Origin of the sequence: Acetobacter sp. KSO5 (assembly GCF_044094635.1) — a bacterium.
GTDB lineage: Bacteria > Pseudomonadota > Alphaproteobacteria > Acetobacterales > Acetobacteraceae > Acetobacter > Acetobacter cerevisiae.
The window spans coordinates 3213918-3228757 of sequence record NZ_CP172014.1; the positions used below are offsets into that span (position 1 = coordinate 3213918).

At 55.3% G+C, this 14840-nt stretch carries 14 protein-coding genes and 1 tRNA gene; 9 read left to right on the forward strand and 6 right to left on the reverse strand.

Annotation, left to right across the window (positions count from 1 at the left end):
- Positions 1-386 precede the first annotated feature (386 nt).
- Complete coding sequence (locus ACHQGU_RS14510; RefSeq protein WP_156470097.1) at positions 387-629, reverse strand: hypothetical protein; 243 nt, start codon at positions 627-629, stop codon at positions 387-389.
- A 207-nt stretch (positions 630-836) separates the two neighbouring features.
- Here ACHQGU_RS14510 and ACHQGU_RS14515 point away from each other — a divergent pair, with 207 nt between their 5' ends.
- Complete coding sequence (locus tag ACHQGU_RS14515) at positions 837-1244, forward strand: hypothetical protein (protein ID WP_395495464.1); 408 nt, start codon at positions 837-839, stop codon at positions 1242-1244.
- A 78-nt stretch (positions 1245-1322) separates the two neighbouring features.
- Here ACHQGU_RS14515 and ACHQGU_RS14520 read toward each other — a convergent pair whose 3' ends face one another.
- Positions 1323-2231 carry a DnaJ C-terminal domain-containing protein gene (locus ACHQGU_RS14520; protein WP_395495465.1) on the reverse strand — a complete coding sequence of 303 codons (909 nt, stop codon included), beginning with the start codon at positions 2229-2231 and terminating at the stop codon, positions 1323-1325.
- Positions 2228-2425 (reverse strand): hypothetical protein, encoded by a 198-nt coding sequence (locus tag ACHQGU_RS14525; protein ID WP_215753842.1) that lies wholly within the window; start codon positions 2423-2425, stop codon positions 2228-2230. The genes ACHQGU_RS14520 and ACHQGU_RS14525 overlap by 4 nt, the downstream gene beginning before the upstream one ends.
- A 228-nt stretch (positions 2426-2653) precedes the next feature.
- On the opposite strand from ACHQGU_RS14525, the gene ACHQGU_RS14530 reads away from it, so the two are divergent.
- From ACHQGU_RS14530 to ACHQGU_RS14560, 7 genes are all read left to right on the forward strand, one after another.
- Positions 2654-2944, forward strand: coding sequence for an accessory factor UbiK family protein (locus ACHQGU_RS14530; protein WP_062141393.1), 291 nt, complete (start codon positions 2654-2656; stop codon positions 2942-2944).
- 42 nt (positions 2945-2986) lie between these two features.
- Positions 2987-3487: a YbjN domain-containing protein gene (locus ACHQGU_RS14535; RefSeq protein WP_043550336.1), complete on the forward strand. Its 501-nt coding sequence runs from the start codon at positions 2987-2989 to the stop codon at positions 3485-3487.
- Positions 3487-4311, forward strand: coding sequence for a pyrroline-5-carboxylate reductase (gene proC, locus ACHQGU_RS14540; RefSeq protein WP_395495466.1), 825 nt, complete (start codon positions 3487-3489; stop codon positions 4309-4311). Before ACHQGU_RS14535 ends, proC begins: the two co-directional genes overlap by 1 nt.
- 57 nt (positions 4312-4368) lie before the next feature.
- Positions 4369-5016 (forward strand): TetR family transcriptional regulator, encoded by a 648-nt coding sequence (locus ACHQGU_RS14545; protein ID WP_395495467.1) that lies wholly within the window; start codon positions 4369-4371, stop codon positions 5014-5016.
- A gap of 71 nt (positions 5017-5087) precedes the next feature.
- Positions 5088-5162 (forward strand) — tRNA-Gln (locus ACHQGU_RS14550).
- A 135-nt stretch (positions 5163-5297) separates the two neighbouring features.
- The gene (locus tag ACHQGU_RS14555) at positions 5298-6680 is read left to right on the forward strand and encodes a DUF2142 domain-containing protein (RefSeq protein ID WP_395495468.1); all 1383 of its coding nucleotides are present in this window, start codon (positions 5298-5300) and stop codon (positions 6678-6680) included.
- A 97-nt stretch (positions 6681-6777) separates the two neighbouring features.
- Positions 6778-8013 (forward strand): MFS transporter, encoded by a 1236-nt coding sequence (locus tag ACHQGU_RS14560; protein ID WP_062141403.1) that lies wholly within the window; start codon positions 6778-6780, stop codon positions 8011-8013.
- Between the two features lie 102 nt (positions 8014-8115).
- Here ACHQGU_RS14560 and ACHQGU_RS14565 read toward each other — a convergent pair whose 3' ends face one another.
- A complete protein-coding gene (locus ACHQGU_RS14565; protein ID WP_025826565.1) occupies positions 8116-8385 on the reverse strand; it encodes an HU family DNA-binding protein in 270 nt (89 codons plus the stop codon).
- Positions 8386-9039: 654 nt separating this feature from the next.
- On the opposite strand from ACHQGU_RS14565, the gene ACHQGU_RS14570 reads away from it, so the two are divergent.
- Positions 9040-9459 carry a hypothetical protein gene (locus ACHQGU_RS14570; RefSeq protein ID WP_231866239.1) on the forward strand — a complete coding sequence of 140 codons (420 nt, stop codon included), beginning with the start codon at positions 9040-9042 and terminating at the stop codon, positions 9457-9459.
- Here ACHQGU_RS14570 and ACHQGU_RS14575 read toward each other — a convergent pair.
- Together ACHQGU_RS14575 and ACHQGU_RS14580 are read right to left on the reverse strand one after the other, a co-directional pair.
- Entirely contained in the window at positions 9401-12196 is a 2796-nt protein-coding gene (locus ACHQGU_RS14575) for a glycosyltransferase (RefSeq protein WP_395496450.1), read from the reverse strand. The two genes, ACHQGU_RS14570 and ACHQGU_RS14575, sit on opposite strands and share 59 nt — an antisense overlap.
- A gap of 216 nt (positions 12197-12412) precedes the next feature.
- Entirely contained in the window at positions 12413-13834 is a 1422-nt protein-coding gene (locus ACHQGU_RS14580) for a calcium-binding protein (RefSeq protein ID WP_062273139.1), read from the reverse strand.
- Between the last annotated feature and the right edge of the window lie 1006 nt (positions 13835-14840).

Sequence of the window (14840 nt, forward strand, 5' to 3'; positions counted from 1 at the left end):
GTCTGCTCTTTTGTTCATAGTAAAATCACGGCATTATTCGGAAATTATAATTTTCTCAAATTTAATATTTTCATATCAGCATCAATATGTTGTTTTCTATTATTTGAAAATAAATAGCTGAACAAAAAATATTAAATGATTTTTAATGAACTGACTTTTAGCCCTGGTTCAGCCGGATAATTTTCTGATCCTTGAGCCATTCAGTTTTCTGTAATTCATCCGATCAGGTTAGACTTACCAGACTGCCGATTGCTTATCCGACGCAGAGCAAATTCAGCCCATTTGATACGCGCAGGAACAATCGAGACAAAAGCCAGCAACCAAAGCTTACAGTGCTACAGCATGGCTAATTGCTCACACTTTATACCCTGACGTCTGGCTTGCTCTTAATAGCCCGCGTGATACATGGCGTTAAAGCCAAGGGCGGCAAAGCAGAACACGAACACCATCGCGCCAACCATCTGGAAGACTTCCTTGACGGCGACCCCTTCCGGTGGCGGAGGAGCGGAGGGCACGGGAGCCGGTGTCACAGGCAGAACGGGGTCCGCCATAACCGCATGGGTTTCCGCGCCCACACCCTCATGCTCTGCCTGTAGACCTGCATCAGGGGTATGAGTCTGTGAGATCACGGACGCATCATGTGATGAATCTGTTCCTGACATGGCGAAACCCCTTCCGTTTTTGCAATGCAGATTTGTAACTCCTACTTATCTGGGTCTCAAACAGCTCTTCGTCAAGTCTGGGTCTCAAATAAACCCGATCACATTCCCCCATCGGGGTGGACGGAAAGCCTGCAGGCAGGCACATGAAAAGATCTGTTTTCAGGAGAGCCCGCCATGAAGCCGCTTTTTGCCTCTGCCCTTATCCCGCTCGGTCTGGCCTTTGCCCTGCCGCTCCCCGCACAGGCCGCAAAGCCCACCGTGCAGGCCCCGGCCACACAGGCGCATTACGAGACGTCAGTTTTTGTGGGACAATGGGCCATTATGGCGATGGACCCGATTACGGTCGCCGCGAACAAGGCAACGGGTCCTGCGGAGCGCCTGCTCGTCATGCTGCCGGAATCCCTGAAGAAAATTGTCGGGCAGGATCACTTCAGCCTCTCCCGCGCCTCCGGCACTGCATGGACCGGGAAACAGGATGACCTGACGGTAACGTTCAAGCTGGTTTCAGAAAATAGTGCTCAGATTCAGATTACAGGGGAAGGCACCCATAAGCTGGACCTGCCGCTGTATCGGGACAACTAAAAGAGTTTGCCCCAAACAAGGCGTGCTCCTGCGCCTGTCCGCTCATGGGCGGTTCAGGCACAGGCAGCCGCTGCGGCTTTAGGACGCGTTGTCAGGCGTCCAGTTTTTCAGGAAGTCTTCCAGCGCGGCATCAGGCTTCCCGATCTTGATTTGCAGCGTCACGTAAAGATTCCCGGCTTCACGCGAGCCATGAGCCTGCACGCCTTTCCCACGTAACCGCAGCTTGGTGCCACTGTCGGACTGCGGCGGCACGTTCATCTTAACCGGGCCTGTCGGGGTCGGGACCGTAATGGGACCACCCAGCACGGCTGTTTTCAGGTCCACCGGCAGGGTTTCGGTCAGGTCAAACCCATCACGCGTATAGGTCGGGTCAGCCTGAACATTCACGGTAATCAGCGCATCCCCATCCGGGCCGCCCTGAACACCGGGGCCACCTTTGCCACGCAGGCGCAGAGTCTGGCCGTCTTCAATCCCCGGGGGAATGCGCACATCCAACGTTGCCCCTTCCGGCAGCGTGATGCGGGATTTCCCACCCGTGACCGAGTCCAGAAAACTGACCTTCAGCGAATAAGACCGGTCAGCCCCTTTGCGCGGTCCGGCAGAACGCCGTCCACGACCTGTGAACATGCCGCTGAACAGGTCACCCAGATCTTCTTCACTGAAAGAGTGGCCCTGCCCTCCGGCATAACGGAAGCCACCCGGCCCTGCCCCGTAATCCCCGTAGCCGCCACCACCGCCGCCAAATCCGGGATGACGTTCCTGCCCGGCGGCATCAATTTCGCCCCGGTCAAACCGTGCCCGTTTTTCCGTATCGGAAAGCAGATCATTCGCCTGCCCGATTGCCTTGAACTGTTCTTCGGCAACCTTGTCACCGGGGTTCAGGTCAGGATGGTATTTCTTGGCAAGGTTGCGATAGGCCTTGCGGATCTCATCCTGACTGGCGGTTTTGGAAACCCCCAGCACCTCATAAGGATCACGCACACTCATGCTGCACCTCCCTGAGCTGAAGGAGGATTAGGATCAGTGCCAAAATTCATGGTGTCCAGCAGGCTGATCAGGAGCGCAACCGTCACATCCTGACTGTATCCGGCTTTGTCTGCCTCACTCACAAGTGCTGCAAGGCGGGGTTTGAGAAATGCCTCCGCCGTCATGTTGTCCATAAAGCTTGTCTCTCCACTCATACTGTGCAGACCGCTTCCTGGTCGGACCGGCCTGATAATGGTTTCAATATCTTATTCTGATAATGGGAACGCACTGAGGCAGGGTCAATGGACAACGGGGCAGGAGTGGGCTGCACACCTGCCAGACAAACGCTGTCCAGACATTTCTAAAGAAGCGATAGCCTCATGCCCGCAGACTGACTATAAGCCTAAGGGAGAAGATTTAACTGTTTAAGTGGAGAACCAGCAATGTCTGACAAACCGCGTTTTTTTGATGATCTTGCTGGTGTAGCCGGCGGTGCTTTTTCAGCCCTGACCGGCGCAAAAGAAGAGCTTAACGCCATTGTACGCAGCCGCGTGGATGAAGTGCTGACCAGCCTGCAGGTTGTCCGGCGTGAAGAATTTGAAGTGGTGCGTGAACTCGCCGCCCGTGCGCGCATCGGACAGGAAGAAGCCGAACGCCGTCTGGCCGCACTGGAAGCCCGTGTGGACGCACTCGAGCAGAAAAGCCACGGCAGCCACACGCACCACACCTCCTGAGCGCAGCGTTTTTCCGCATCACCTTGCAGCCGAGAGTGAGACATGCCCGCGTTAAGCACAAACACCCCTTCTCCTCCCGTTAATCCGCTGGATCTGATGGAACAGGTCATTTGTGGACACGGCTGGAATTTTGAACGCTGCAACGCAACCGAAATGGCCGTGGAAGCCCCCGGCAAGTGGTGCGATTACGGCATGTTCTTCTCCTGGTCGGCAGAACTTGGGGCCATGCACTTTACCTGCGCCTTTGACCTCAAGGCCCCTCAGCCCCAGCAGCGTACGCTGTATGAGCTGATTGGCATGGCCAATGAGCGGATGTGGATTGGCCATTTCAGTCTGGATCAGGAAGACGGTGTTCTGCTGTTCCGGCATGCCCTGCTGCTGCGCGGGACGAGCATCTCTGTCGAGGTGTTTGAAGACATGATCGACATCGCCCTGACAGAGTGTGAACGCTTTTACCCTGCTTTTCAGTTTTTCCTGTGGGGCGGGCAAAGCCCGGCTGATGCTCTGGCCGTTGCCATGCTGGACTGTCAGGGAGAAGCATAATGACGGCTCATACTTCCCCCCTGCCCTCCGTCCTGCTGGTTGGCTGTGGCCAGATGGGCGGCTCCATGCTGGAAGGCTGGCTGGCCCACGGTCTGAAACCTTCCGTCGTGCTGGACCGGCATGACCGCACCCTGCCGCCCCCCCATAAACTGGCTGCTACGCTGGAGGATGTCCCGGCGGATTTCCAGCCGGATGTCATTATTCTGGCCATCAAGCCCCAGAAGGCAGACCCGGCGCTGGAGGCTATGGCACAGCGCTTCCCTAACGCCACGCTGCTGTCTGTCATGGCAGGCCGCACGGTGGAAAGCCTTACGGAACGCTACAAGCAGGGCAACCCGCAGGCACAGCCGGTGATAATCCGGGCCATGCCCAACACGCCCTGTGCCATTGGTGCAGGTATGAGCGGTCTGTATGCCCCTCCGCACGCCACCGACACACAGAAAGCGCAATGTGATGCCCTGCTGCAGGCTGTGGGCGATACGGTGTGGGTTGAGCGCGAAGAACTTATTGATTCCGTCACCGCCATTTCCGGCAGCGGTCCAGCCTACATTTTCCTGCTGGCCGAACTGCTGGAAAAAGCCGGTGTGGAACAGGGCCTCCCTGCCGAGACCGCCCGCACACTGGCACGTAAGACCATTTATGGCGCGGGCGCGCTACTCAACCAGTCTCCGGCGGATGCCGAAGAGTTGCGCCGCCGCGTGACCAGCCCCGGTGGTACCACGGCGGAGGCCCTGAAAGTCTTCATGGCGCCAGACGCATGGCCCGCTATCGTGCCCCGTGCCGTAGCCGCAGCCGCCAGACGCGCCAAAGAGCTTTCGACCTGATTTACGCGGCCCGACAGGCCGCCTTACTCTCTATTTTCTACGAACAGGCTTCTTCTTATGGACCATGATGACTTTGACACCGCCCTGCTGAGTGCTGCCATGACACAGGCCGAGCACGGGGGCTGGGCGTCTGTCTCTCTGCTGGATTCCGCTCGGACTGCGGGGCTTGCTTTCCCGCAGACGCGCGAGCGTTTCCCCTGCCGCGCGTCTCTGCTGCTCCGTTTGGGCCGTATGGCAGACGAGTCTGCTCTGGCGGACAACACCACCTTCGGTTCCTCGCGTGAGCGCCTGTTTGACCTGCTGATGCGCCGTCTGGATGTGTTCCAGCAGTATCGGGGTGGGATTCGCGCCGTCATGCGCGCCCTCCCGATGGACCCGCCTCTTGCCCTGCTGCTGGGAGGCGCCACGCTGGAAAGCATGCGCTGGATGGCCGATGCCGCCGGAATCAACGTCGCCGGGCTGGGCGGGCTGGTGCGCATCAATATGGTAGTCGCCATCTGGACGCACACACTCCGCGCCTGGGAGAAAGATGATAGCGAAGACATGGGCAGCACCATGGCCGCGCTCGATCAGGCTCTGAACAAAGCCGCCGGTTTCCGCCTGTTCCCGGCTGAGAGTGAACTGAGCGACGGCGGCCTGCCGGATCTGGATTTTGAAGAACCAGATGCCCCGTCCGCTCCCCTTACCCCTGAAAATTCTCTCTGAGAGACAAAACAGCGCGTTCTCACTCTTTACGAATCCTACTGGTTGGCCTTAATAAGAGCCAACCGCACTCTTGGGGCGTAGCCAAGCGGTAAGGCAGCGGATTTTGATTCCGCCATGCGGAGGTTCGAATCCTCCCGCCCCAGCCATTTTCTTTAAGACATATAAAATCTGTCTGATCCTCAGGCCTGAATTATTTTCCCTCTTGGGGCAATAACGGGCGCTGTATTTTTCTGACATCATTGCTATTGCAGGATCACAAAGTCACCACGGATCTTTTTGCAATGTTGTCTTTTAAAAAACTATCGATTCGAAAAAAAAATTCTATTCTGGCTGCCGCTCTTCTTCTTTTTTTCTGCTTTTTTCTGACAGCCCTCATTCCGCCCCTTCAGTCTCCTGATGAGCGAGATCATCTCAAACGCGCTTATTTTCTGAGCCAGGGACAGATTTTTCTGACCGCTCAACCGCATAAATTATCAGGCGGGCCGCTAGACTCTGGCCTTCTGGAGTATCTGAATTTCTCGGAAAAATACCCTTTCCGCCCGGACATCAAGGTCACTGAGCAAGACATTGCGCGCTTAAAGACCATTCCATGGTCTCATAAGAGTGTTTATGCCGAGGCTCCGGGCACGGGCTACTACTTCCCTGTTCTCTATGCTCCACAAGCCATAGGACTGACTGTTGGCCGCTGGCTCGGCCTTTCAGTCGACCGCTCCTATATGCTGGCCAGACTGAGCGCGATTGCATCTATTGGCATTCTGCTGTTTGCCTCATTCCTGCTCACCACACCCAACCCGCTGGTGCTGGCTCTTCTGATCCTACCGATGAGTTTGTTTCAGGAAGCCGCATGCAGTCTGGATGGTGTCTCCACTGCAATGACCATTCTGGCCATTTCCTGCTTTTTACGCATCACGCAGGATCGGGATAAAACGCCTCTGAGCCTGCTGTTTCTGCTTGCTGTCTCCGTGGCACTCGTCACATCCTGCCGCCAACATGCCCTGCCGTTACTTGGGCTCATATTTCTGAGCGCAGCCTTCACCCGCCGCAAGGCAAGTCTCATCGCCGGAACAATTGCCAGCCTTTTTACCGTCTCATGGACAATTCTGTCTCTCAAGACCACGGTTTTCAAGCTGCCACTCCCCGCAACCTCCGCCTCCGAAAGAGCGGTGCATTACGTCCTGCATCCCTGGTCTTTTTTCAAAATCCTTTTGCATACGCTTGGGCTGCATACGGTTCAGGTCGATTACCTGACGACGTTCCTTGGTCGTCTTGGGTGGCTCGATACCCCTCTACCAGAACATGCTTATGGGATCCTTACCGCAGCCCTTATCGTGCTGGCAGTTCTATCCTGCCCCTTCACTGCATTTCGCAACAACTGGCAGGCTCGACTCAGCCTTGGATGTGCGGCTCTGGTCTCGTTTCTGCTGATTTTTTTCGCCATGCTCATCACATGGAGTGACGATGCACCGACCACCATCGGCGGCGTGCAGGGACGCTATTTTCTAATCCCCGCATTGCTTTTTGCCTATGCACTTAACGGCAACGAGAAGCAGGAGACATTGACGCTCTGCTATTGCGCATCCCTAACCATACTGGGCGGCCTGTTCCTGTTTTCCTCACACGAAATGATTGGTGTGCTTTTACAGCGGTATTATATTACCCCCTGAAACTGGTAGTCCCTTCCAAAGCTCTCGTATTATTTAAAAGAAAGCGGTCCCAACAGGGATAGGCCTTTGCCTGTGCTGCCTGTTATGACTCGTTCCCATGGAAGATCATCCGGCAGCCGCCACGCCTCTTTTGTCCCAGCCCGGTCTTGCTGCGGCCCTCACGTCCCGCACACTTGGGGCGTTTTCCTCTCAGGTTCAGGCTGTTGCTGTCGGGTGGCAGGTTTATGCGCTCACACATAGTGCAGCGGCACTCGGCTTTGTGGGGCTTGCTCAGTTTCTGCCCATGGTGGCCTTTATTTTCCCGGCAGGGCACGCAGCAGACCAGCACGACCGCCGGCGCATTGTCATCACCTGTCAGGCCATCGAAGCCTTTGCTGCCGCCTTCATGGCGCTGGCCTCCTTTGCGCATTTTCTGGCACCCGGCATGATTTATGGTCTGGTGGCCCTGTTTGGCATCTGCCGGGCTTTTGAAATGCCTGCCCAGCAGACCTTTCTGCCCTCACTTGTGCCTGCGTCCTTATTCCCGCGCGCGGCGGCGCTGTCGTCCTCTCTGTTTCAGGTGGCCTCCATTGCCGGCCCCTCTCTGGGTGGCTTGCTTTATGGGCTGGGAGCTGGCGTCTGTTACGCGCTCTGCGGCACAGGCTTTGCTGTTGCCGCTCTGGCCACAGCCAGCATGAAATTCCGTTTTCCAGCCCGTGCGCGGCAACCCGCAACATTGGCAGCTGTGTTCGGTGGCATTTCTTTCCTGCGCCGCAAACCCACCATGCTGGGTGCACTCTCGTTGGATCTGTTTGCCGTGCTACTGGGCGGCGCCACTGCCATGCTGCCGCTCTTTGCCACGGATATCCTGCATGCAGGGCCGTGGGGGCTAGGGTTGCTACGCGCGGCACCTGCCATTGGCGCATTGCTGGTGGCCACCATTCTGGCCCGTTACCCGCTGGGCCGCCATGCGGGGCGATGGATGTTTGTCTCGGTCATGATCTTCGGGATTGCCACCATTGTTTTTGGCTTCTCCCGCTCCATTCCGGTTTCCATTGCAGCACTAGCCGTGCTTGGCGGAGCAGACGTTATCAGCGTGATGGTGCGAAGTGCGCTGGTTCAGCTTGGCACGCCGGACGAGATGCGCGGCCGCGTCTCTGCCGTGAACATGCTGTTTATTGGGTCATCAAACCAGCTGGGGGAGTTTGAAAGTGGCATGCTGGCCAGTGCTATCGGGGCTGTTCCCGCGGTGGTGGTGGGCGGCATTGGCACACTGGTCATTACCGCTCTGTGGATGGCGCTTTTCCCCGGCCTGCGGAAACTTGATCGTCTGGACGATATCAAACCCGATTAACCGGTGGGAAAGGGCAGCCCCTCCCCTGAAACAGGCCAAAAAAAACAGCTCTAAGGAAACCTTAGAACTGTTTTCAAAAGCATCAGACTGAGTAAAAAATACTCAGACTGCTTTTTTCAGATTGGGGCTGGCTTTAAAGCGCACCGTTTTACCGGCCTTCACTTTTACAGGCTCACCCGTCCGCGGATTCAGGGCTTTACGCGCCTTTGTCTTGCGCACTGTAAATGTTCCGAAAGACGGAAGGGTAAACCCACCCTCACGCTTCAATTCTTCTACAATCGCATCAAGAAGGTCGTTGGCAGCCTGATTGGCGGCAACGCCGGTGCAGTTGATCGAATCCTGGATCACCGCAGCAATAAAGGCCTTGCTCATTGAGACTTTAACTCCCCTTCAGACAGAACTATGTGAGTAACAATTCTTCGGCTACTATAACCAGCAACACTCGCGGCTTGATAGTCATATTTCACCGAAAAAACCAAATTAAAAATGCAATCAGTTTCGATTTTTCCCGCAGGCATCACCAAAAAACAGGTTGAAAGGGCGCCATCCGCCCCTTTGCCCGCAGGGACAGTCTGCCTGTTTGCCTGTTATGTTCCTGATGGGAACCTCCCTCTTCACACCCGCTTTTACCTCAAAAATCTGTTAAAGTGTGGTGTCACTCTGCATATTATTCTCTCTGGTGCAGAAGCTATTCATGAAAACACAAATAATTTTTGCAAAAAACACGGTATTCATGCCTGGAGACGGCCAAATGGCGGCCTGGACTTTGGTGCCTGGCAATTTCTTCTGGAAAAAGGACTCGCCAAGGACGCCCCTTACATTCTTTTTGCCAATGACAGCGTCTTCGGCCCGCTCAAACCCCTGCCCCTTCTTTTAGAAGAGCTTACCGCAAACCAACGCCCTGCATGGGGGCTGGTTGCCTCTCGGGCCGTCACGCCCCACCTGCAATCCTGGTTTATTGGGCTGTCCCAAGCCGCATTCCAGGCGCCCCCCGTGCAGCGCGTTCTGCACCTTCCTTTTCAAGACATGTCCCGGGATGAAATCATCTGGCACGGTGAACTCGGCCTGTCCGTCGCCCTGAAAGCTGCGAACATTCCACTTCATGCCGCATGGAGTGACCTGAACGCTCCCATGGCCCGCTTTTTCCCTACCAACCCCATGCACACACACTGGCGGGATATGGCGCAAACGGGAGCAGTACCTTTTCTCAAGCAGGAAGTCTTACGGGATAACCCCTTCCGGGTGCCCCACCTTGCAGACTGGCGGGCGCTGATCCCGGCAGAAAGCGGCTTCAACCCGGAATGGATTGACACCTATCTGAACCAGCACGCGCCACGCCCCCTCACCATCCATCCCACATGGAAAGGACGCGCGCTTTATGGCCTTATCAATCAGCTGGATCGGCTGAAATGGCGGACAGATCGTCTGCGAGGCGCTGCGCGTTAGCCGTTTTTGTGGCCACCACGTCGCGCAGAACGCCGTCCAGCTCTGCTGTCTGCTCCTCAAAAGTGGCGAGGTTCTGTTTGAGCGGGTTGACGTATCCTGTCAGTCTTTCAGGATTTTTCAGAAGCGCTTCAACGGCTTTCTGCAAACTGTCCGGTCGCCCGTCTATGGCAATCAGCGTGCCGTTTACTCCGTCAACAATATCTTCCGACTGCCCACCCGGTGCTGTGGAGATGACCCACACATCTCGCGCCAGAGCTTCACGCACAGTCAAACCGTAGCTTTCTTTCCATTGAGACGGGAAGAGCAACACATCAATCCCATCAAAAAAGGCATCCATACTCTCAGGGGCGTATGCCGGAACCGTTGTGACGGTACCCTTTACTTTCCATGATTCTGTATAAACGGAACGAATACCCAGATTGAGTTTGTTATCAACAACCCGAAGCTCCCAGTTCCTATCTGACAGAGACTGAAAAGCCCGCCGCACCAGAGAGTAACCCTTGATTTCCTCTGTGCCGCCAACATAACCAAAGCGCAGCGGGCTACCGGGTTTACGCGGAGTGCGGGCGTGTGTGGGCCAGACAAACCCGTTTCTATTCACCAGGATACGGTCTGGAGGAACGCCATTGGCAATAAACAGTTGCCGGTGCGTCTCGCTGGGGGAAAGCAGCAACGCAGTCCCTTCCATCGCAGCCCGCATCATCACGGCCCGTTCAGACAGATGCCGCGCCTCAGGCACGCACGCCTGACAGACACGCAGATTGATTTTTTCCTGAAAACAATAATGCCCGTCGGCTTTCACCATGAACTGACGGTCACACAGCCACCAGGCATCATGCACGGTCACCACATAGGGCACACCAGCTTCAATACAGGCTCTCAACAAACCCAGACCCAACCCCTGGGTCGCATGGAAATGCACAACGTCCGGTTTCATGGCCGCCAGCCATTTCCGGAAGTGGCCGGTTGCCGTCGCATTATCAAGGCCGCCCACCCGATCATGATCAGGCGGAACACGCACGCCCAGCACCGGGCAACCATCAGCACTGTAACGGAGAGGTGCGTTGCCACGATCCTTCAAATCCGGACGGGAAGTTATCACAGCCACGTCCACATCCGGCAGACGCTGCAACCGACGTACCATTTCCTCTGCCACAAATGTCGCTCCCCCAAAGGAACGCGGACTGAAATACACATTGGCGCATAGCACGCGCAGGTTTGTTTTTGAGCGTACATCAACAGGCTCCCCAAAGACCGGCAACACCTGCTGCTGCGCAATCTGGTCGGGGCTGTATCGGGCCAGAACATCCTCATAGGCCTGCTGACCAAGCTGCACTCTTAACGCAGGATCTGCGGCCAGACGGAGAATGGCATCCCGCCATTGCTCATCCTGCTCAGCCAGAAGTCCATTTTCGCCATCCCGCATGACCTGCAGGAATGCATCCCTCGGGGAACAGACAGAGGGGATTTTCAGAATGGCGGCTTCAAGAAATTTGATATTACTTTTGGCATCATTGAAAATCGTGGGTTCAAGCGGTGCAATCGTAATATCGGCCTGCGCCAGAAGCGCCAGATACGCGGCATAATCACGCCCGGCGAGGGTCTGCACCCGCTCCTTTACAGTAAGAAAGCTTTCAGGAAGCGTCAGATCACCAATAATATGCAGAGTCAGGCGTGGATCTGCCTGCATGGCAGCAAGAATACCGCTGGCCGCCATCCGAAAATCAGCGTCATGCGTTTTGGTACCTGACCCATAGACAATACGGATTTCCTGCGTGGTATCGTGAGCAGGCACACCACGTTCTGCCAGGCTTTGCGCAATTTCTATGGTTTGCTGGTCCAGCGCGTTCTCAATCACCACAGCAGAGGGAATGCCAGCATCTACCATGGCCTGTGCCAGGACTCGGGTCGACGCAATAGCGCGGTCGCAGGACAACAGGCATTTCCTGAACAAGCGAACACCAAAAAGCAGTTGTTTCTGCTCCGCCGTATCCAGCGTCTGAAGGTTTCCGTTCTCCTGATACAGCTCAGCGGAGAAAATCAAGTCATCCACTTCCCACCACGGGGACAAGCCGAGCCGCCGTGTTTCATGAAGAAGAATTTCAACGGATTCAAAGGCTGGAACCCGGTAGAAAATCACCTCGGTGCAGACTTGGAGAGCCGCCAGCGCCTGCTCCGTTTCGCGCCAGTCCACAACATCTACGGTCCAGCCCAAAGACCGCAGTTGTTCTTCTTTCTGCCAGACACGATACTTCGCGCACTGCCTCAAGGAGAGTTCTGCAATAATCAGAATATGCGGCGTAAGCTGGTTCAGTGCCTCAGCACCGAGTGGCTTGGCATACACTCCCTCAAGCGCTTTTTGCCGCTCTGCCGCAGTCATGGGCGATGACTTCACACCTTGATCCGGCGCTGGCGTTTGCACTGCGGAGGTTTGAGCCTGAGGAGACGAGGGGTGTTTCTGGCGATTGGACGTATACCGGGCGACCGCCCGCCCCACCCCGGTCTCCGGCAGGCGGGCCTGAATACGCTGCGTGACACCGTGCAGCCCTTCATCCTGATAGATTTCTTTGACGCGCTGACAGACAGCAGGAATTTTTTGCCCTGTTGGCAATTGGCCTTTCATCAAATGCCGGACAACACGCAAAGGAGCCGTCACGCGCCAGGAAAGCGTGCGGCGCTGTGTCTCCAGCGTGTGCCGCAGACTGGCCGCCTCATGCGTCAGGCCATCAACGCGCATCCCCTGAATACGGGCGCTGGCACGATAGCTGGCGGACAATGCCTCTGCCTGTGCCAGAACCTGTCTGATTTTCTCTGAATCTTCAGTCAAATCACTCACAGGCAGCACTCTTTCAATAAGACAAAGAATTGAAAAATTTTACTAACATTTTACCCAAAAGAAAACCGGGCCTTTCGGCCCGGTTTCCTTAACGTTCAAACCGTCTTTAGCTGAATTTTACTTCAGGCCGCTGAACTGGTTCGTCGTCAGGTCAGAAACATCAACAAAGGTGATCTTGCTGTTGTCAGACAGCGTGATCGTCGTGTTGCTGCCATTATGCGCTGCCTTGTCCAGCACATCCTGCTGGAACTGAGACGCCGTATAATCGTAGTCAACCAGCAGCACAGAGTTGCCAGCAGCGCTACCGAAGTCGGTGATGGTGTAGTCAGCGCCAGCAATCCCGTCGCGGAAGCCGAACACGTTTGCCGCACCAGAACCACCCGTCAGCGTTGCATTGCCAACACCAGCAACCAGCGTATCGGAAGCGGAACCACCGATAAACGTCTGTGTGCCTGTCGTGCCCACAACGTTACCGAAGGCGTGGATACCAAATGCGGAAGACGCACCGTCCAGCGTTTCGTTACCGTCGTTCGCTACGAACAGAGAGTCGGCAGACGTACCGTCAAAGTGAGCATTCAGGTTGTTGGAACCGAAGATGGTTGCCTGACCCGCCGTAATGGTCGTGTCACCCGTGCCACCAACGAAGGTCAGCGCGCCGCTGGCGTTGATGAGCGCCGTATCCGTGTGCGTGGTGTAAAGGTCACCATGCGCAGCGGAAATGGTGTTCCGCTGACCACCCTCAACCGTGCCGGTTGCACCAGCCATGTTGATGTAGTCGTTAGAGCCACCGGTTACGGTGCTCGCGCCACCAACCGTGATCTGCTCGTTACCGGCAGCGTCAACAACCAGAGAGTTGTCACCAACGTTAACGAAGGAGTTACCACCGTTCAGCGTGATGCTCTGCACACCAGACGTTGCGGTAATCGTATCCTGACCGTCAGAGTGAACATAGTTCACGCCTGTGCCCAGAGTGATGGTGTTGTTACCGGCACCAGCATAGATGGTGTCGTTACCATTGCCGCCGTTGATGGTGTCATTGCCATCACCGGTACGGATGTCCCATGCACCAGGATTCTGGTCCAGATAATCACCCTGGAACAGGTTGTCGCCCGAACCACCGACGAACAGGCCGCCGCTGGAACCTGCACGGAAAGACACGCCCTGCGTGGTACCTGCAACAACGCTCAGATAATCTGTCGTCACTTTGCTGGCATCAATATTGACCCAGGCATCCAGAGCGGTGCTGGGAGCGGTCGTGGCAGAGTTGGAGCCAACCGTCAGCCAGCGGAAATCGCCGGAGACCTGATAGGAGCCAGCTGCCGTAACCACGCCATAACCAGACTGGTTGCTGGAACCAGTGGCTTTGCTGTTTGAGCCAGTGTTCAAATAACGGGCATCCAGGATACCCTGATTATTCAACTGATCAGAAAGCTGGTCCGCAAGAGCCTGTGTCCGGCCTACGAACGCAGTGTTCATAGCACCATCAACAGTGACCTGTACGGTCCCTCCTGACGCACCGGCAACGGTGATAATCGCCATATTTATCCGTCCTTTTCTAAGCCCGCTTTATTAGGCACGATCGGGTCACACCCATACAGCGGCACAACAACGTCAGGCTTCGTTTTAGGCGAAGCCCATACGAATATGCAAGCATCTTGTGAGTATTCTCAATGTTCAACGCTTTTTTTTGTAAATGCTTCTAAAAAGAGACACTCAAGATCAGGTACCCAATACGCGATAGTTAACTTAATGCTATCCTCATTAGTACTAAATTAAGAAAAATGAGCTTTCAGATTGTCAAATAGTCAGTTCCCGGCAAAATAGTCTCTTGCTTTGAAATCAGGACATTTTGCTTTCCCATGCCTGCATCTTTATCAAGATCACCGCTCCGCAAGCCCGTCTCCTCTGTCTTGTCTCTCTGCACAGCGGAGCCTGAACCATTTTTTACACAGATTACCCTGACGGACGGTGACACTGCAGGCTGCGGCCATCTGCCTTTTATCATATGGCTGCTCTGTGTTCTGTCTCCCGAAACTCTCGTTCTTATCGGAGCGAGTCGTTCAGTCAGAGAGACCCTGATCCAGGCAATTCACAACCAGATTCTGCCGACCCGCCTGGTCGAAACGCGGCTCTTTTCCTTGGAGAAGGAAGCCGACTCCGCACTCTATTATTACGCCTCCCCGTCATGGCAGACGCCCGAGCATTTAAAATCTGAACTGGACAAGCTTCCAGCAGGCAGTCTGGTGCTGCTTGGAGGCACAGCCTCTCCTGCGGGACGCCCTCTATGGGCAGAATTTGAAAAAACTTTCCTAACATTCAGTTTTTTCCATGCCGGGGGGCTTGGCCTTCTTGCTACAACCCCACCGCACAATACTGACGTGAGTTTTATATTAACAAAAAATTCTACCCGTTCAGAAGATGGCCTTCTGAAAAAAACGCTTCTTCGCGAACGGTTTAGTCAAGCCGGACAATTTTGGGAAAACAAGGCGTTACTGTCAGCGCAGACTGACAAAATACAGGGTCTTCAAGAAGAACTTCGTCAACA